This window comes from Bradyrhizobium liaoningense (assembly GCF_018130825.1).
In the GTDB taxonomy this organism is placed as follows: Bacteria; Pseudomonadota; Alphaproteobacteria; order Rhizobiales; family Xanthobacteraceae; genus Bradyrhizobium; species Bradyrhizobium liaoningense_B.
Genome location: NZ_JAFCJS010000001.1, coordinates 278230 through 295325, shown reverse-complemented (window position 1 = coordinate 295325; position 17096 = coordinate 278230). Strand labels below are relative to the sequence as shown.

The 17096-nt window shown below is 65.0% G+C and carries 16 protein-coding genes; all 16 read right to left on the bottom strand.

The window, feature by feature from the left end; genetic code table 11:
• The 16 genes from JQ603_RS01460 to JQ603_RS01385 are packed head-to-tail and all read right to left on the bottom strand — an operon-like array spanning nt 1 to nt 17095.
• Entirely contained in the window at nt 1-1671 is a 1671-nt protein-coding gene (locus tag JQ603_RS01460) for a ribonuclease J (RefSeq protein ID WP_212335996.1), read from the bottom strand.
• Complete coding sequence (locus tag JQ603_RS01455) at nt 1671-2477, bottom strand: biotin--[acetyl-CoA-carboxylase] ligase (RefSeq protein WP_212335995.1); 807 nt, start codon at nt 2475-2477, stop codon at nt 1671-1673. The genes JQ603_RS01460 and JQ603_RS01455 overlap by 1 nt, the downstream gene beginning before the upstream one ends.
• 1 nt (nt 2478) lies before the next feature.
• On the bottom strand, nt 2479-3915 hold the full coding sequence (gene nuoN / locus JQ603_RS01450; protein WP_212335994.1) for an NADH-quinone oxidoreductase subunit NuoN: 1437 nt from the start codon (nt 3913-3915) through the stop codon (nt 2479-2481).
• 22 nt (nt 3916-3937) lie between these two features.
• On the bottom strand, nt 3938-5446 hold the full coding sequence (locus JQ603_RS01445; RefSeq protein WP_212335993.1) for an NADH-quinone oxidoreductase subunit M: 1509 nt from the start codon (nt 5444-5446) through the stop codon (nt 3938-3940).
• On the bottom strand, nt 5447-7525 hold the full coding sequence (nuoL, locus tag JQ603_RS01440) for an NADH-quinone oxidoreductase subunit L (RefSeq protein ID WP_212335992.1): 2079 nt from the start codon (nt 7523-7525) through the stop codon (nt 5447-5449). It lies immediately after the preceding gene.
• Nucleotides 7526-7533: 8 nt separating this feature from the next.
• Nucleotides 7534-7842, bottom strand: a complete 309-nt coding sequence (gene nuoK, locus JQ603_RS01435) for an NADH-quinone oxidoreductase subunit NuoK (protein ID WP_008547737.1) — start codon at nt 7840-7842, stop codon at nt 7534-7536.
• The gene (locus JQ603_RS01430) at nt 7839-8477 is read right to left on the bottom strand and encodes an NADH-quinone oxidoreductase subunit J (RefSeq protein WP_212335991.1); all 639 of its coding nucleotides are present in this window, start codon (nt 8475-8477) and stop codon (nt 7839-7841) included. The genes nuoK and JQ603_RS01430 overlap by 4 nt, the downstream gene beginning before the upstream one ends.
• 9 nt (nt 8478-8486) lie before the next feature.
• Nucleotides 8487-8975: an NADH-quinone oxidoreductase subunit NuoI gene (gene nuoI, locus JQ603_RS01425; RefSeq protein WP_026232873.1), complete on the bottom strand. Its 489-nt coding sequence runs from the start codon at nt 8973-8975 to the stop codon at nt 8487-8489.
• 17 nt (nt 8976-8992) lie between these two features.
• Nucleotides 8993-10060, bottom strand: coding sequence for an NADH-quinone oxidoreductase subunit NuoH (nuoH, locus tag JQ603_RS01420; RefSeq protein ID WP_018642373.1), 1068 nt, complete (start codon nt 10058-10060; stop codon nt 8993-8995).
• Between the two features lie 10 nt (nt 10061-10070).
• Complete coding sequence (nuoG, locus tag JQ603_RS01415; RefSeq protein WP_212335990.1) at nt 10071-12146, bottom strand: NADH-quinone oxidoreductase subunit NuoG; 2076 nt, start codon at nt 12144-12146, stop codon at nt 10071-10073.
• A 5-nt stretch (nt 12147-12151) separates the two neighbouring features.
• Nucleotides 12152-13477 (bottom strand): NADH-quinone oxidoreductase subunit NuoF, encoded by a 1326-nt coding sequence (gene nuoF, locus JQ603_RS01410; RefSeq protein ID WP_212335989.1) that lies wholly within the window; start codon nt 13475-13477, stop codon nt 12152-12154.
• 15 nt (nt 13478-13492) lie between these two features.
• The gene (locus JQ603_RS01405; protein WP_212335988.1) at nt 13493-13699 is read right to left on the bottom strand and encodes a hypothetical protein; all 207 of its coding nucleotides are present in this window, start codon (nt 13697-13699) and stop codon (nt 13493-13495) included.
• On the bottom strand, nt 13699-14310 hold the full coding sequence (nuoE, locus tag JQ603_RS01400) for an NADH-quinone oxidoreductase subunit NuoE (protein ID WP_011087680.1): 612 nt from the start codon (nt 14308-14310) through the stop codon (nt 13699-13701). Before nuoE ends, JQ603_RS01405 begins: the two co-directional genes overlap by 1 nt.
• 12 nt (nt 14311-14322) lie before the next feature.
• The gene (locus JQ603_RS01395; RefSeq protein ID WP_212335987.1) at nt 14323-15285 is read right to left on the bottom strand and encodes an FkbM family methyltransferase; all 963 of its coding nucleotides are present in this window, start codon (nt 15283-15285) and stop codon (nt 14323-14325) included.
• Entirely contained in the window at nt 15285-16481 is a 1197-nt protein-coding gene (locus JQ603_RS01390) for an NADH-quinone oxidoreductase subunit D (protein ID WP_212335986.1), read from the bottom strand. The genes JQ603_RS01395 and JQ603_RS01390 overlap by 1 nt, the downstream gene beginning before the upstream one ends.
• A 2-nt stretch (nt 16482-16483) precedes the next feature.
• Nucleotides 16484-17095: an NADH-quinone oxidoreductase subunit C gene (locus JQ603_RS01385; RefSeq protein WP_212335985.1), complete on the bottom strand. Its 612-nt coding sequence runs from the start codon at nt 17093-17095 to the stop codon at nt 16484-16486.
• Nucleotide 17096: the final 1 nt, after the last annotated feature.

Genomic DNA, 17096 nt, shown 5'->3' with positions numbered 1-17096 from the left:
CTACACTGTCAGGACGTGTACCAGACAGGGGGGCTTTTTGCCCCAATGTTCGTTGATGACGGCCCGGACCGCGCGTCGCACCGACTCGGCCAGCGCGTCCGGATCCCGCCGCCGCGCCTTCGGCAGGCCCTCGATCGTGGACATCACGGCATCGAAGACCAGGTCGTCAAAAGTCTCTCCCGCCCTGTTCTTCTCGGGGATGCCGACGAGATCGACCTCGGGTTCGTCGGCGAGCTCGCCCTGCGCGGTCAGGGCGATGGCGACGAAGGCGCAGCCGGAGAAGGCCATGCGGCGGCGCTCGACCACGGCACGGGACTTGGAATCCTCCAGGATCGTGCCGTCCTTGTAGAGCCGGCCCGAGGGCACCTCGCCGACAATGCCGGGATCGCCGGGGCCGAGCTTGACGAGATCGCCATTGCGGCAGACCAGCACCCGCGGCACGCCGGCGGCGCGCGCGAGCTTTGCGTGCTCGTGCAGATGCAGGGCCTCGCCATGGACGGGGATCAGCAGTTGCGGCTTCACCCAGGAGATCAGGTCACGCAGCTCGTCGCGGCGCGGATGGCCGGAGACGTGAACCAGCGCGTCACGGTCGGTGATGATTTCGACGCCCTGGAGCACCAGATTGTTGATGATCGAGCCGACCGCCTTCTCGTTGCCCGGGATGGTGCGCGAGGAGAAGATCACGCTGTCGCCGCGGTTCAGCGTGATCTCGGGATGGTCGTCATTGGCGATGCGCGCCAGCGCGGCGCGCGGCTCGCCCTGGCTGCCGGTGCAGAGCGCCAGCACCTTGTCCTGCGGCAGGTGGCCGTAGACCTCGGGCGAGCGGAAGTTCTGCACGCCGTCGAGATAGCCGGTCTCGCGCGCGACCTGGACCACGCGCTCCATCGCGCGGCCGACCACGACGACCTCGCGGTCGGCAGCCCTGGCGGCATCGGCCACGGCTTTGACGCGGGCGACGTTGGAGGCAAAGGTCGTGACCGCGACACGGCCCTTGGCCGATTTGACGAGGTCGATGATGGTTTTGGCGACCTCGGCCTCCGAAGGCGAGCGGCCGTCGCGGACGGCATTGGTGGAATCGCCGATTAGGGCGAGCACGCCCTCCTCGCCGAGCTCGCGCAGCCGCTTCTCGTCGGTCGGGGCCCCCAGCGTCGGGGTCGGGTCGATCTTCCAGTCGCCGGTGTGCAGCACGATGCCGGCTTCGGTGTGGATCGCCAGCGCGTGCGCTTCCGGAATCGAGTGCGCGACCGGAATGAACTCGACATTGAACGGGCCGATATCGACGCGGCCACCCGATGGCACCACGGTCACCGGGATCTCGGGCGCATTGCGCTCGGCGGCGCATTTGGCCTCAAACAGCGCGGCGCTGAACTTGGTCGCATAGATCGGGCATTTCAGCTTCGGCCAGAGATCGATGATGGCGCCGAAATGATCCTCATGGGCGTGCGTCAGCACGAGGCCCATCAGGTTTTTGCGTTCCTTCTCCAGGAAGCTGATGTCGGGCATGATCAAATCGATGCCCGGCAGATGCTCCTCGTCGCCGAAGGAGACGCCGAGATCGACCGCGAGCCAGGCGCGCTGGTGACGGTTGCCGAGGCCGTAGATCGACAGGTTCATGCCGATCTCGCCGACGCCGCCGAGCGGCGCAAACACCAGTTCGTCCGGCCTCGCCATCACGCAGCCCCCACGGAGCGGGCCGGGCCGAAGAAGACTTCACCCGCTGCGACGGGCACGTGGCGGCCCTCCGCGGTGCGGACGATCAGGCAGCCGGTGTCGTCGATGGTGTCGAAAATGCCTTCCAGTGTCGTCGTCCCCGTATGGATCGCGACCCGCTCGCCGAGGCCGGCAGCGCGCTCAAGCCACAGTTTACGGATATCGGCAAAGCCACGGCCATTGTCCCATATGCCACGGAACTCGACCCAGGCATCCGACAGGGCCGTAAACAGCTCCTCCGCGCTGATCTGGACGCCAAGGTCCGCGAGCGACACGGCGGGCGTCGGCGTGCCCTCGGGCGCGGCGACGACATTGGTGCCGATGCCGACGACGATGGCAAGGCGATCGCCGACGGCCTCAGCCTCGAGGCCGATGCCGACCAGCTTCTTGCCGTTGGCGAGGACGTCGTTCGGCCATTTCAGGGCGTAGCGGGGACGGTCAGGACCGAGCCGTAGCGCGGCTTCTAAGCTGACCTTCTCCAGGGCAGCCTCCTCCGCCAGCCCCGCCGCAAACCCGATGGTGGCGGCAACCGCAGGCGGGATGTCGAGGATCTCGAGGACGCTGGCGGCGAGATTGCCCTTTGGCGCGATCCAGGCGCGCTGGCGCCGGCCGCGGCCGGCGGTCTGCTCTGACGTGACGAACCACATCGGGCCGCGTTCGCCGGCCCGCGCGTGCTCGATCGCGTCGGTATTGGTCGAGCCGGTCCGTTCGAAAGCCGCGAGCTTGTAGCCCGCGGACTGTGCGCGAGGACCGAGCGCGAATCCCATCCTAGAACAGCGACTTTGCCGCGGCCGAGGCGACGCTCACCACGGGGCCAGCGAACAGTGCGAACAGGATGTTGAACAGACCCGCAACCGCCAGCACCGTCTTCACCTCGACGCGCACCGGATCGACCTGACCGGCCGGCTCGTCGAAATACATCGTCTTGACGATGGCGAGATAGTAGTAGGCACCGACCACGCTGGAGAGCACGCCGATCACGGCGAGCGTGAACAGGTTCGCCTTGATGGCGGCGACGAAGACGTACCACTTTGCGAAGAAGCCGGCGAGCGGCGGAATGCCGGCGAGCGAGAACAGCAGCATCGCGAACATGAAGGCGAGCAGCGGGTTGGTCCGCGACAGGCCGGCGAAATCGCTGATCTGCTCGACGGCCTGGCCGTTGCGCTTCATGGCGAGGATGATCGAGAACGAGCCGAGCGTCATCGCGACATAGATCACGATGTACATCAGGACGCCCTGCGCACCCTCGACCGTGCCGGAGGCAAGGCCGACCAGGGCAAAGCCCATGTGGCCGATCGAGGAGTACGCCATCAGGCGCTTGATGTTGCTCTGGCCGATCGCGGCGAAGGAGCCGAGCGCCATCGAGGCGATCGCCACGAACACCAGGATCTGCTGCCACTGCGAGACGATGCCCGGGAATGCGGTCAGCGTGACGCGGGTGAAGACGGCGAGCGCGGCGACCTTCGGTGCCGAGGCGAAGAAAGCGGTGACCGGGGTCGGGGCGCCCTCATACACGTCCGGCGTCCACATGTGGAACGGCACGGCCGAGACCTTGAAGCAGAGGCCGGCGAGCAGGAAGACCAGGCCGAAGATCAGGCCGATATTCGAGACCGTCGCGGCCGCGGCGATGCCGGTGAAGCTGACCGTGCCGGTGAAGCCATAGACCAGCGAAGAGCCGTAGAGCAGCATGCCCGAGGACAGCGCGCCCAGGACAAAATACTTCAGGCCGGCTTCGGTCGACTTCGCGTTGTCGCGGTTCGAGGCCGCCACGACATAGAGCGCCAGCGACATCAATTCGAGGCCGAGATAGAGCGAGATCAGATCGCCGGCCGAGATCAGCACCATCATGCCGAGGGTCGAGAGCAGCACCAGGATGGCGTATTCGAAGATGCGGCGCGAGGGATCGGAGAGGAACTCGGTCGACAGGATCAGCGTCACCGCCGAGCCGATCAGGGCCAGGATCTTCATGAAGCGGGCGAAGTCGTCGACGATGAAGCTGCCGCCGAAGGTTACGGTCTTGCCCGCCGGCTGGAGATATTCGAGCACGCCGACCACGATCAGGAGCAGGACCGCCAGCGACGTCACCGTCCTGGTCGTCTCCTGCCCGCGATAGGCCCCGAGCATCAGAAGCGCCATGGCGCCGACCGCGAGCACGAGCTCGGGCAGCACCGGCGCCAGTTGATAACCTGCAGTCGAAAAGCTCATGGCGATATCCTGACCTGCCCGATCACTGGAGCAGTGCGGCGGCCTTCACGGCCGTCACAGCGGTGTTGTAATTGTTGACGAGTTGCTGGACCGAGGCGGCCGACATGTCGAGCACCGGCTTCGGATAGACGCCGAACAGGATCGTCAGCGCGATCATCGGGAACAGAATCACGCATTCGCGCAAGGTCAGGTCCTTCATGCTCGTCAGCGACGGCTTTACCAGCGCCCCGAACACGACCTTGCGGTAGAGCCACAGCGCGTAGCCCGCCGAGAGGATCACGCCGAAGGTGGCGAAGAACGCGGTCGGGATCGAGACCTTGAAGGTGCCGAGCAGCGTCATGAACTCGCCGACGAAGCCGCTCGTTCCGGGAAGACCGACATTGGCCATGGTGAAGACCATGAAGGTCATCGCGTAGAGCGGCATCCGGTTGACGAGACCGCCATAGGCCGCGATCTCGCGGGTGTGCAGGCGGTCGTAGACGACGCCGACGCAGAGGAACAGGGCGCCGGAGACGATGCCGTGCGAGATCATCTGGAACATGCCGCCGGCGACACCCTGCATGGTGCCGGCGAAGATGCCCATGGTGACGAAGCCCATATGCGCCACCGACGAGTAGGCGATCAGCTTCTTCATGTCCTCCTGCATCAACGCCACCAGCGAGGTGTAGATGATGGCGATGGCCGAGAGCGTGAAGATCAGCGGCGCGAAGTCGTGCGAGGCCAGCGGGAACATCGGCAGCGAGAAGCGCAGGAAGCCGTAGCCGCCCATCTTCAGCAGGATCGCGGCGAGGACCACCGAACCCGCGGTCGGCGCCTCGACGTGCGCGTCGGGCAGCCAGGTGTGCACCGGCCACATCGGCATCTTCACCGCAAAGGAGGCGAAGAAGGCAAGCCAGGCCCAGGTCTGCAAGGACCGTGGCACGGCGGTGTGCATCAGGGTCGGAATATCCGTGGTGCCGCCGTTCCAGTACAGCGCCATGATGGCGAGCAGCATCAGGACCGAGCCGAGCAGCGTGTAGAGGAAGAACTTGAAGGAGGCATAGACCCGGCGCGGACCGCCCCAGACGCCGATGATCAGGAACATCGGGATCAGGCCGCCCTCGAAGAACAGGTAGAACAGCACGAGATCGAGCGCCGAGAAGGTGCCGACCATCAGCGTTTCCAGGATCAGGAACGCCATCATGTATTCGCGGACGCGGTTGGTGATCGCCTTCCAGCTCGCGATGATGCAGAACGGCATCACGGCGGTGGTCAGGATCACGAGCGGCAGCGAAATTCCGTCCACGCCCATGTGGTAGGTGATGCCGGTGGCGAGCCAGTTCGCCTTCTCGACGAACTGGAAGTCGGCGGTGTTGGGGTCGAAGCGCATGACCAGGATCACCGACACCGCGAAGGTGATCAGCGTGGTCCAGAGCGCGATCCAGCGCGAATTGCGCCTGCTAGCCTCGTCATCGCCGCGGCTGAGATAGACGATCAGCGCGCCGACCGCCGGCAGGAACGTCGTGACCGAAAGAATGGGCCAGGTTGTCATTTACTGGCCTCCAAAGCCGAACATGAACCAGGTGATCAGGCCGGCGGCACCGATCAGCATGGCGAATGCGTAGTGATAGAGATAGCCGGTCTGGATCTTCACGACGTTGCGGGTGACGTCCAGCACGCGGGCGGAGACGCCGTCAGGACCGAAGCCGTCGATGATGAAGCCGTCGCCCTTCTTCCAGAGCTGATAGCCGATCCACTTGGCCGGACGGACGAAGATGATCTCGTAGAGCTCGTCGAAGTACCATTTGTTGAGCAGGAACTGGTACAGCATCGGATGCTCTGCGGCGAGCCGAACGGGGATGTAAGGCCGGCGGATGTAGAACAGGTACGACACCAGGAAGCCCAGCACCATCATCACCGTCGGCAGGAAGGCGATGGTCTCGGGGATGTGGTGCATCTCCTCGATGATGTGCGGGTTCATCTTCACGGACTCGCGGAAGAATTCTTCGACGCCGTGGCCTGCGAACAGCTCCTTGAACGGCAGACCCGCGACGAACGAGCCGACCGCGAGCACGCCGATCGGGATCAGGATCCAGAGCGGAGCTTCATGCGCGGCCTCGTAATGATGCTCGTCATGCGGCTCGCCGTGGAAGGTCTTGAAGATCAGGCGCCAGGAGTAGAACGAGGTCAGGCCGGCGGCGACGACGGTCATCAGGAAGCCGTAGACCCCGAACGGATTGTGCGAGGCGTAGGCGGACTCGATGATCGCGTCCTTGGAGAAGTAGCCGGCGGTGAGCGGGAATCCGGTCAGGGCCAGCGTGCCGACCACCATCACCGCATAGGTGTAGGGGATCTTGCGCCAGAGGCCGCCCATGTTGCGGATGTCCTGCTCGTGGTGCATCGCGTAGATCACCGAGCCGGAGCCTAGGAACAGCAGCGCCTTGAAGAAGGCGTGCGTGAACAAGTGGAACATGCCGACCGAATAGGCCCCTGCTCCCATCGCCACGAACATGTAGCCGAGCTGCGAACAGGTCGAGTAGGCGACGATGCGCTTGATGTCGTTCTGGACGAGGCCGATCGTGGCCGCGAAGAACGCCGTGGTCGCGCCGAAGAACATCACCACGGCCTGGGCGGTCGGGGCGAGCTCGAACAGCGGCGACAGGCGCGCCACCATGAAGACGCCCGCGGTGACCATGGTCGCGGCATGGATCAGCGCCGAGACCGGGGTCGGGCCTTCCATCGCGTCCGGCAACCAGGTGTGCAGCAGGAACTGCGCCGACTTGCCCATCGCACCCATGAACAGCAGCAGGCAGGTCAGGGTCAGCGCGTCGGCGTGCCAGCCGAGGAAGTTGATGGTCTTGCCGGTGAGGCCGGGTGCGGCATGGAAGATGGTCTCGAAATCGGTCGAGCCGGCCAGCATGAAGATCGCGAAGATACCGAGCGCGAAGCCGAAATCGCCGACGCGGTTGACCACGAAGGCCTTGATGGCGGCGGCGTTCGCCGACGGCTTCTGGTACCAGAAGCCGATCAGCAGGTAGCTCGCCAGACCCACGCCTTCCCAACCGAAGAACAGCTGGACCAGGTTGTCCGCCGTCACCAGCATCAGCATGGCGAAGGTGAACAGGCTGAGATAGCCGAAGAAGCGCGGCCGATACGGATCCTCGTCCATGTAGCCGATGGAATAGAGGTGCACGAGCGAGGACACCGTCGTCACCACCACCAGCATCACGGCGGTGAGCGTGTCGACGCGCAGGGTCCACCAGACCTGGAGGTCGCCGGAGAAGATGAAGGGCAGCAGCTGGATGCGGGCGTCATGGTGCATGAAGCCGACGTCGACCAGCGTCATCCAGGACAGCGCCGCCGCGACGAACAGCAGTCCCGTGGTGATCAGCTCCGCCGCGCGCGAGCCCGCAGCAGCCGGCTCGACCGGGCCGTGGCCGTGGTCGTCATGACCGTGATCGTCGTGCCCATGGTCGTCATGGGCAGCCGATGCGTGGGCATCGCCGTGGCCATGGTCGCCGTGATGCTCGACCTCGTCGCCCGAGGGGTTGCGGGCATGCGCACCGACCAGGGAGATGAGCCCGGCCAGAATGGCGCCCAGCAGGGGCAGGAAAACGATTGCCTGAACCATTTGAGAGCTCAGCCCTTCATCAGATTGACGTCCTCAACCGCGATCGAGCCGCGGTTGCGGAAATAGACCACCAGGATGGCGAGACCGATCGCGGCTTCAGCGGCCGCGACCGTCAGCACCAGGAGCGCGAAGACCTGGCCGACGATGTCGCCGAGGAAGGTCGAGAACGCCACGAGGTTGATGTTGACCGAGAGCAGGATCAGCTCGATCGACATCAGGATGACGATGATGTTCTTGCGGTTCAGGAAGATGCCGAGGATCCCGAGCGTGAACAGGATCGCGCCGACCGCCAGATAATGTCCGAGCCCGATCGTCATTTCACCCACTCCGCCGCATCGGCATCCTGGAGGCCCTGCCCCGGCGCCACCTTGCGCATCGCCATCGCCATCTCGGGCGTGCGCGCGTTCTGAACGTTGATGTCCTGCCGCTTCACGTTGGCCTTGTGCCGCAGCGTCAGCACGATGGCGCCGATCATGGCGACCAGAAGCACCATGCCCGCGAGCTGGAAGTAGTGGATGTACTTCGTATAGAGCACGAGCCCCAGCGCCTCGGTGTTGGAGACGTTGGTCGGGATCGCCGCCGTGATCGTCTTGGAGACGCCGGGGTTGATGACCCAGAAGCCGACGGTGAGCAGCAGCTCGAACAGGAAGATGCCGCCGATCACGAGGCCGACCGGGAGGTACTCGATGAAGCCCTCGCGCAGCTCGAGGAAGTCGACGTCGAGCATCATGATCACGAACAGGAACAGCACCGCGACCGCGCCGACATAGACGACGATCAGCATCATGCCGAGGAACTCGGCGCCCATCAGCACGAACAGGCCGGAGGCGTTGACGAAGGCCAGGATCAGGTACAGCACGGAGTGCACGGGATTGCGCGAGACAATCACCATCACCGCCGAGGCAACGCAGATGCCGGCGAAGAGATAGAAGAACAGCGCGGGAAGGATCATGCTCTCATCTCACCGGTAAGGCGCGTCGAGCTCGATCGCCTTCGCGATCTCGCGTTCCCAGCGGTCGCCGTTGGCGAGCAGCTTGGCCTTGTCATAGAACAGTTCCTCGCGGGTCTCGGTCGCGAACTCGAAGTTCGGACCTTCGACGATGGCGTCGACCGGACAGGCCTCCTGGCAGAGGCCGCAATAGATGCATTTCACCATGTCGATGTCGTAGCGCACGGTGCGGCGGGTGCCGTCGTTGCGGCGCGGGCCGGCCTCGATGGTGATGGCCTGCGCCGGGCAGACCGCCTCGCACAGCTTGCAGGCGATGCAGCGCTCCTCGCCGTTCGGATAGCGGCGCAGCGCATGCTCGCCGCGGAAGCGCGGCGAGATCGGGCCCTTCTCGAACGGATAGTTCAGCGTCGGCTTCGGCTGGAAGAAATAGCGCATGGCGAGGAAAAACGCCGAGACGAATTCCGACAGCAGAAGCGAGCGTGCAGTGGCGTTGATGTTGATACCCATGACGACGGCCCTCACTTCGGCGCGATGCCGGCGAAATGCAGCACGCCGGCCACCACGATCACCATCGCCAGCGACAGCGGCAGGAACACCTTCCAGCCGAGGCGCATCAGTTGGTCGTAGCGGTAGCGCGGCACGATCGCCTTTGCCATCGCGAACAGGAAGAACATGAAGAACAGTTTCAGCGCGAACCAGATGATCCCCGGCACCCAGTTGAAGGGCGGCAGGTCCACCGGCGGCAGCCAGCCTCCGAGGAACAGGATCGTCGCCAACGCGCACATCGTGACGATCGCCACGTATTCGCCGAGCATGAACAGCAGATACGGCGTCGAGCCGTATTCGACCATGAAGCCGGCGACGAGCTCGGATTCCGCTTCGACGAGGTCGAAGGGCGGACGGTTGGTTTCCGCCAGCGCCGAGACGTAGAACACCACGAACATCGGGAACAGCGGCCAGACGTACCAGTTCAGGATGGTCAGCTGCGGCAGCCCGATCAGGCTCGCAAGGCCGCGCGCGTGCTGGGCCTCGACCACGGCCGAGAGGTTCAGCGTGCCGGCGCAGAGCAGCACCGTGATGATGACGAAGCCGATCGAGACTTCATAGGACACCATCTGCGCCGCCGAGCGCAGCGCGGCCAGGAACGGGTACTTCGAGTTCGACGACCAGCCGGCCATGATGATGCCGTAGATCGACAGCGACGAGATCGCGAAGATGAAGAGCACGCCGACATTGATGTCGGAGATCACCCAGCCGAGATTGGTCGGGATCACCGCCCAGGCCGCGAGCGCGAGCACGCAGGACACCAGCGGCGCGAGCAGGAACACGCCCTTGTTGGCGCCGGCCGGAATGATCGGCTCCTTCAGCACGAACTTGAGCAGGTCCGCGAAGGACTGCAGCAGGCCCCACGGGCCGACCACGTTCGGGCCGCGGCGGATCTGCACCGCCGCCCAGATCTTGCGGTCGGCGAGCAGGATGTAAGCGATCGCCACCAGCAGGACGACGAGCACCAGGACGCTCTCGGCGACCATGATGATCAGCGGCCAGAGGAACCCGGTCCAGAATGCGCTTTCGAAAAATTCCATCAGATCACGCTCACTCCGCTGCGGTCAGCATCTGCCCGGAGGCAAGCCGCGAGCACTCCGCCATCACGGCGGACGCACGCGCGATTGGGTTGGTCAAATAGAAGTCCTCGACCAGCGGCTTGAACGGCGCCTTCTCGGGCGAGCCGCCCTTCCCCGCCAGCTTCTTGATCTGGTCGGCGGAGCCGGCCTCGATCTGGTCGAGACGGATCAGATGCGGCACGGCCTTGAAGATCGCCTGGCGCAGCGCCGAGAGCGAGTCATAACCGAGCTTCTTGCCGAGCGCTTCCGACAGCGCACGGACGATCGCCCAGTCCTCGCGGGCCTCGCCCGGTGGGAACGCGGCGCGACCGGTCATCTGCACGCGGCCTTCGGTGTTGACGTAGATCGCGGACTTCTCGGTGTAGGCGGCGGCCGGCAGGATCACGTCGGCGCGATGCGCGCCGCGGTCGCCATGGGTGCCGATATAGACGACGAAGGTGCCGTCCGGCGCCTTGATCTCGTCGGCGCCAAGCAGGAACAACAGGTCCAGCGTGCCGAACGTCGTCATCTGCGCAGCGTTCAGCCCACCCGCGGTTGCGGCGAAGCCGATGTCGAGCGCGCCGACGCGTGAGGCGGTCTCGTGCAGCACGCCGAAGCCGTTCCAGCCGTCCTTGACCGCGCCGACATCGAGCGCGAGCTTGGCGCTAGCTGCGAGGATGGCGGCGCCGTCGTGACGGGCGGCCGCGCCGGCGCCGACCAAAATGATCGGGTGCTTGGCGTTCTTCAGCACGTCCATGAAGGAGTGCTTGCCGGCCGCGAGCTCACCGAGCGTCTCGGTTCCCGCGCCGAGATGGTCGTAATCATAGGTCAGGTCGGCCTTGGCGCCGATCACGCCGACCTTGAAGCCGCCGCCTCGCCAGCGCTTGCGGATGCGGGCGTTGAACACGGCCGCCTCTTTCCGCGGATTGGCGCCGATGATGAGCAGCGCGTCCGCCTGCTCGACGCCGACCAGCGTCGGATTGAAGATGTAGGAGCCGCGGCCGAGCGCGGGGTCGAAGGCATCGCCGCCCTGCACCGCCAGATTGCTCGAGCCGTACTTCGACAGGAGATCCTTCAGCGCGAACATCTCCTCGACGCCGGCGAGGTCGCCGGCGATCGCGCCGATGCGCTTGCCGTCGGTGCGCGCCGCCTTGGAGGCGATCGCGGCGAAGGCCTCCTGCCAGCTCGCCGCGCGCAGCTTGCCGGCCTCGCGGATATAGGGCCGGTCGAGGCGCTGGGTGCGCAGGCCGTCGACGATGTGGCGGGTCTTGTCGGAGATCCACTCCTCGTTCACGGCCTCGTTGATGCGCGGCAGCACGCGCATCACCTCACGGCCGCGGGTGTCGACGCGGATCGCCGATCCGACGCCGTCCATGACGTCGATCGACTGAGTCTTGCCGAGCTCCCACGGACGCGCCGCGAACGCATAGGGTTTCGAGGTCAGCGCGCCGACCGGGCAGATGTCGACGAGATTGCCCTGCAGTTCCGAGGTCAGCGCGTGCTGGAGATAGGTCGTGATCTCCATGTCCTCGCCGCGCCCCGTCGCGCCCATCTCGGGCGCGCCGGCGACTTCCGCCGAGAAGCGGACGCAGCGCGTGCACTGGATGCAGCGGTTCATCGAGGTCTTGACCAGCGCGCCGAGATACTTGTCCTCGACGGCGCGCTTGTTCTCGGCGAAGCGGCTGGTGTCGACACCATAGCCCATCGCCTGGTCCTGCAGGTCGCACTCGCCGCCCTGGTCGCAGATCGGGCAGTCCAGCGGATGGTTGATGAGAAGGAATTCCATCACGCCTTCGCGCGCCTTCTTCACCATCGGCGAACGCGTGGAGATCTCCGGCGGCTCGCCCTTCGGGCCCGGACGGCAGTCGCGCACGCCCCAGGCGCAGCTGGCGACCGGCTTCGGGCCGCCCTTCACCTCGACGAGGCACATCCGGCAATTGCCGGCGATCGACAGCCGCTCGTGATAGCAGAAGCGCGGAATCTCGGCGCCGGCCGCCTCGCACGCCTGAAGCAGCGTGTACTCGGCGGGGACATCGATCTCTTTGCCGTCGATGATGAGCTTGGTCATGTCTCTTACTCCGCCGCGACCATGTTCACGGGATCGCGGACGCCGGCATCGTCGATGTCGGCCTTATGCGAATACTGGTCGATGCGCGCTTCGATCTCGTGACGGAAATGCGCGATCAGGCCCTGGATCGGCCAGGCCGCCGCGTCGCCGAGCGCGCAGATGGTGTGGCCTTCGACCTGCTTGGTGACTTCGAGCAGCATGTCGATCTCGCGCTTGTGGGCGCGGCCTTCGGCCATGCGGGTCAGCACGCGCCACATCCAGCCGGTGCCTTCGCGGCACGGCGTGCACTGGCCGCAGCTCTCGTGCTTGTAGAAATACGAGATGCGGGCGATGGCGCGGATCAGGTCGGTGGACTTGTCCATCACGATCACGGCCGCGGTGCCGAGGCCCGAGCGCAGCTTGCTCAGGCTGTCGAAATCCATCGGCGTGTCGATGATCTGCTCGGCCGGCACCATGCGCACCGACGAGCCGCCGGGGATCACGGCCTTGAGGTTGTCCCAGCCGCCGCGGATGCCGCCGCAATGCTTGTCGATCAGCTCACGGAACGGAATGCCCATGGCCTCTTCGACGTTGCAGGGCCGCTCGACATGCCCGGAGATGCAGAAGAGCTTGGTGCCGACATTGTTCGGACGGCCGATGCCGGCGAACCAGGCGGCGCCGCGACGGAGAATGTCCGGCGCAACCGCGATCGACTCGACGTTGTTGACGGTGGTCGGGCAGCCGAACAGGCCGACGTTGGCCGGGAACGGCGGCTTCAGGCGCGGCTGGCCCTTCTTGCCTTCGAGGCTTTCGAGCAGCGCGGTCTCCTCGCCGCAGATGTAAGCGCCGGCGCCGTGCGCGACGTAGATGTCGAACGGCCAGCCGTTGACGTTGTCCTTGCCGACCAGCTTGGCCTCATAGGCCTGGTCGATCGCGGCCTGCAGATGCTCGCGCTCGCGGATGAACTCGCCGCGGACATAGATGTAGCAGGCATGCGCATTCATCGCGCAGCTCGCGATCAGGCAGCCCTCGATCAGGAGATGCGGATCATGCCGCATGATCTCGCGATCCTTGCAGGTGCCGGGCTCGGACTCGTCGGCGTTGACGACGAGATAGCTCGGCCGGCCGTCGGTCGATTCCTTCGGCATGAAGGACCATTTCAGACCGGTCGGGAAGCCGGCGCCGCCGCGGCCGCGCAGGCCCGACGCCTTCATCTCGTTGATGATCCAGTCGCGGCCCTTGTCGATGATATTCTTCGTACCATCCCAGGCGCCGCGGCGCCGCGCACCCTCGAGCCCCCAGTCGTGGAGGCCGTAGAGGTTCTTGAAGATGCGGTCCTTGTCCTCGAGCATATCAGTGCTTTCCGATCAACGATTGGACTGCTTGTAGGCAAGTCCGGCGGCGCAGACGGCAAAGGTCAACGCCCAGAGCAGGCTGGATTCCAGCGACGCGTTCAGGCTGAAGCGTTGCAGGAGAAAGATGAAGGCAGCCGCCACGGCGGCATGCATCGCGATGAAGCCCCACTTCTTCATGGCACCGCTCCCCTCCACCGAAGGCTGCGAGAGATCACGCATCAGGTGATCTCCTTCAGCGTGGTCGGCCCGGTGATCGGCGCCGAGAACTGGCGGCCGTTCTGCGGGCCGGGCTTGGGCGGATTGCCCGAAGCAAAGCCGTCGAGCACCTTGCCGAAGCTTTCCTTGGTCAGGTCCTCATAGGTGTCCTTGCCGATCAGCACCATCGGCGCGTTCACGCAGGCCCCCAGGCACTCGACCTCCTCCCAGCTGAAATTGCCGTCCTTGGAGAGATGGAAGGGCTCGTGATGGATGCGGTGCTCGCAGACGTGGATCAGATCCTCGGCGCCGCGCAGGCGGCACGGCGTGGTGCCGCAAACCTGGACGTGGGCCTTCTTGCCCACGGGTGCGAGCTGGAACATCGTGTAGAAGGTCGCGACCTCGAGCACGCGGATGTAGGGCATGTCGAGCATGTCGGCGATAACGCGGATCGCGGCTTCCGAGACCCAACCGTCGTGCTGCTCCTGCGCCCGCCAGAGGATGGCGATGACGGCGGAGGCTTGCCGGCCGGCCGGATATTTCGCGATCTGCTGCTTGGCGAATGCGAGGTTCTCCTCCGTGAACGCAAAGCTCGCGGGCTGGACTTCCTTCGGTGCTAATCGGCGAACGGACATCTCTTCAATCTCTCACTGCATGCGGCGCGCGGTTTTGGCATTCAGGGATTCGATCCTGTCCTGCCAGAACGCGCTTGCGGTGCCGAAAACGTTGTAGCCGACATGGGTCGAGACCTTGATGCGATCGAGGATCGACAACTCGGTCACGGTCTCCATCCGGTTGCTGCGCGGATCGAACACGATCAGCTTCAGCGGGGTCTGTTCGAGGATGTAGCGCGACACGGCATGGGAGCGGTCGCTGCCGTGCTCCTCGCACATGATGACGCTGTCGGCCTGGAGCAGCCGGGCGCCGCCCTTGATCGCCTCGATCTCGACGCCCTCGACGTCGAGCTTGATCAGGTACTTGCCGCTGGCGGCGATCTTTCCGTCGTCAATCAGGTTGTCGAGTGCCAGGACCGGCACCTCTTCCCCACCTGCCGATGCGTCACCCGCGATGCTGAAGGCCTCGTGCTTGGTGCCGGAGAGACGCGCCGTGCCGCGGGCGGCGCCGATGGCGCACTTCATGGTCTCGAAGCGGTTGCCATTCACGCGGGCGTTGTTGGCGAGCTTCGGATAGTTCTGGCCCGACGGCTCGATCGCGATCGCCTTGTGCGAGCCGAACGGCTTGCTCGACACCAGCACCGACCAGTAGCCGTAATTGGCGCCGCAATCGAGCAGCGTGTAGTCGACGTCGACGGAGTCGGCGAACAGCACCTCGAGCTCGTCCTCATAATTGTACGAGCGGTTGAGCAGCTTGCTCCAGTAGCCGTCGCCGTAGGGAAATTCGAACACGGCGTCGGGGTTGAGCTTGATCGCAATGTTGCGCTTGGGCAGCGTCTTCGCCAACAGATTGGCGCAGGCAATGTAGCCCATGTGCGAGAAGTGCGAGGAGATCTTCGATCCCGTCACCAGCGCCAAGGCAGCCGTCCGCTCCCACAGGTTGGCCCCTTCAAGGGCCCCCGAGGCGCGGTCAAACTGGATTGGCGCCTGCGCCATCACCGATCGACCTCTCCGAACACGATGTCGAGCGAGCCCAGGATCGCCGAGACGTCCGCGAGCAGATGGCCGCGGCAGATGTGGTCCATCGCCTGCAGATGGGCAAAGCCCGGCGCGCGGATCTTGCACTTGTACGGCTTGTTGGTGCCGTCAGAGATCAGGTAGACGCCGAACTCGCCCTTGGGCGCTTCGACCGCGGCATAGACTTCGCCGGCCGGCACGTGGACGCCTTCGGTGTAGAGCTTGAAGTGGTGGATCAGCGCTTCCATCGAGCGCTTCATCTCGCCGCGGCGCGGCGGCGCGACCTTGTTGTCCTCGACGACGACGGGGCCCTTGCCATCCGGCGCATTCAGCTTCTGGATGCACTGCTTCATGATGCGCACGGCCTGGCGCATCTCTTCCATGCGGATCAGATAGCGGTCGTAGCAGTCGCCGTTCTTGCCGATCGGAATGTCGAAATCCATCTCGGCGTAGCATTCATAGGGCTGCGACTTGCGCAGGTCCCAGGCCGCGCCCGAGCCGCGCACCATCACGCCCGAAAAACCCCACTCCCAGGCTTCCTTCAGCGGCACCACGCCGATGTCGACGTTGCGCTGCTTGAAGATGCGGTTGGCGGTGAGCAGCCGGTCGAGGTCGTCCACGACCTTCAGGAACGGATCGCACCAGGCCTCGATGTCGTCGACCAGCTTCTGCGGCAGGTCCTGATGCACGCCGCCGACGCGGAAGAAGGCTGCATGCATGCGGCTGCCCGAGGCGCGCTCGTAGAACACCATCAGCTTCTCGCGCTCTTCGAAGCCCCACAGCGGCGGGGTGAGCGCGCCGACGTCCATCGCCTGCGTGGTGACGTTGAGCAGATGCGACAGGATGCGGCCGATCTCGCAATAGAGCACGCGGATGAGCTGGCCGCGGCGCGGCACCTCGATGCCCAGCAGCTTTTCAGCGGCGAGGCAGAAGGCATGCTCCTGGTTCATCGGCGCGACGTAGTCGAGGCGGTCGAAATAAGGGATCGCCTGGAGATAGGTCTTCTGCTCGATCAGCTTTTCGGTGCCGCGGTGAAGCAGGCCGATATGCGGGTCGACGCGGGCGACCACCTCACCGTCCAGCTCCAGCACCAGGCGCAGCACGCCGTGCGCCGCAGGGTGTTGCGGGCCGAAGTTGATGGTAAAGTTTCTGAGGTTCTCAGGTTGTTCATTCATGATCAGACCTTCGGCCCCGCCTTTTCGTCGCCAGGCAGCGGATAGTCCGCGCCTTCCCACGGCGACAAGAAATCAAACTTGCGGAATTCCTGGTTGAGCCGGACAGGCTCGTACACCACCCGCTTCTCCTGGTCGTCGTAGCGGACCTCGACGAAGCCGGTAAGCGGGAAATCCTTGCGCAGCGGATGGCCCTCGAAACCGTAATCGGTGAGGATGCGGCGCATGTCGGGATGGCCGACGAAGAACACGCCGTAGAGGTCGTAGGCCTCGCGCTCGAACCAGTCGGCGCCCGGGAACACCTCGATCAGCGACGGCACCTGGGTGGTCTCGTCGGCCTGGGCCTTGAGGCGGATGCGCGTGTTCAGGGTGGGTGACAGGAAGTGATAGATCACGTCGAAGCGCTTTTCGCGCGACGGATAGTCCGCAGCCGTGATGTCGGTGAAGTTGACGAAACGGCAGTTCGGATCGTCGCGGAGGTACTTGACCACCTCGACGATCTTGCTGGCCTCGACATCAACTGTGAGCTGGTTGAAGGCCACCGTGTGACCGGTGGCGGCGCCCGGAAGCGCGCTAACGATCGTCTGCCCCAGTGCGTCGAGCTTGGCGTCGTCCATG

What these genes read in the sequence shown, in the direction of transcription:
- JQ603_RS01405 (WP_212335988.1), bottom strand. Translation starts at nt 13,699, where the DNA reads ATGCGTGATCTCTCGCAGCCTTCGGTGGAGGGGAGCGGTGCCATGAAG.
- JQ603_RS01430 (WP_212335991.1), bottom strand. Translation starts at nt 8,477, where the DNA reads ATGATCCTTCCCGCGCTGTTCTTCTATCTCTTCGCCGGCATCTGCGTT.
- nuoG (WP_212335990.1), bottom strand. Translation starts at nt 12,146, where the DNA reads ATGACCAAGCTCATCATCGACGGCAAAGAGATCGATGTCCCCGCCGAG.
- nuoL (WP_212335992.1), bottom strand. Translation starts at nt 7,525, where the DNA reads ATGGTTCAGGCAATCGTTTTCCTGCCCCTGCTGGGCGCCATTCTGGCC.
- nuoK (WP_008547737.1), bottom strand. Translation starts at nt 7,842, where the DNA reads ATGACGATCGGGCTCGGACATTATCTGGCGGTCGGCGCGATCCTGTTC.
- nuoF (WP_212335989.1), bottom strand. Translation starts at nt 13,477, where the DNA reads ATGCTCGAGGACAAGGACCGCATCTTCAAGAACCTCTACGGCCTCCAC.
- JQ603_RS01455 (WP_212335995.1), bottom strand. Translation starts at nt 2,477, where the DNA reads ATGGGATTCGCGCTCGGTCCTCGCGCACAGTCCGCGGGCTACAAGCTC.
- JQ603_RS01460 (WP_212335996.1), bottom strand. Translation starts at nt 1,671, where the DNA reads ATGGCGAGGCCGGACGAACTGGTGTTTGCGCCGCTCGGCGGCGTCGGC.
- nuoN (WP_212335994.1), bottom strand. Translation starts at nt 3,915, where the DNA reads ATGAGCTTTTCGACTGCAGGTTATCAACTGGCGCCGGTGCTGCCCGAG.
- nuoE (WP_011087680.1), bottom strand. Translation starts at nt 14,310, where the DNA reads ATGTCCGTTCGCCGATTAGCACCGAAGGAAGTCCAGCCCGCGAGCTTT.
- JQ603_RS01390 (WP_212335986.1), bottom strand. Translation starts at nt 16,481, where the DNA reads ATGAATGAACAACCTGAGAACCTCAGAAACTTTACCATCAACTTCGGC.
- JQ603_RS01385 (WP_212335985.1), bottom strand. Translation starts at nt 17,095, where the DNA reads ATGGACGACGCCAAGCTCGACGCACTGGGGCAGACGATCGTTAGCGCG.
- nuoH (WP_018642373.1), bottom strand. Translation starts at nt 10,060, where the DNA reads ATGGAATTTTTCGAAAGCGCATTCTGGACCGGGTTCCTCTGGCCGCTG.
- JQ603_RS01445 (WP_212335993.1), bottom strand. Translation starts at nt 5,446, where the DNA reads ATGACAACCTGGCCCATTCTTTCGGTCACGACGTTCCTGCCGGCGGTC.
- JQ603_RS01395 (WP_212335987.1), bottom strand. Translation starts at nt 15,285, where the DNA reads ATGGCGCAGGCGCCAATCCAGTTTGACCGCGCCTCGGGGGCCCTTGAA.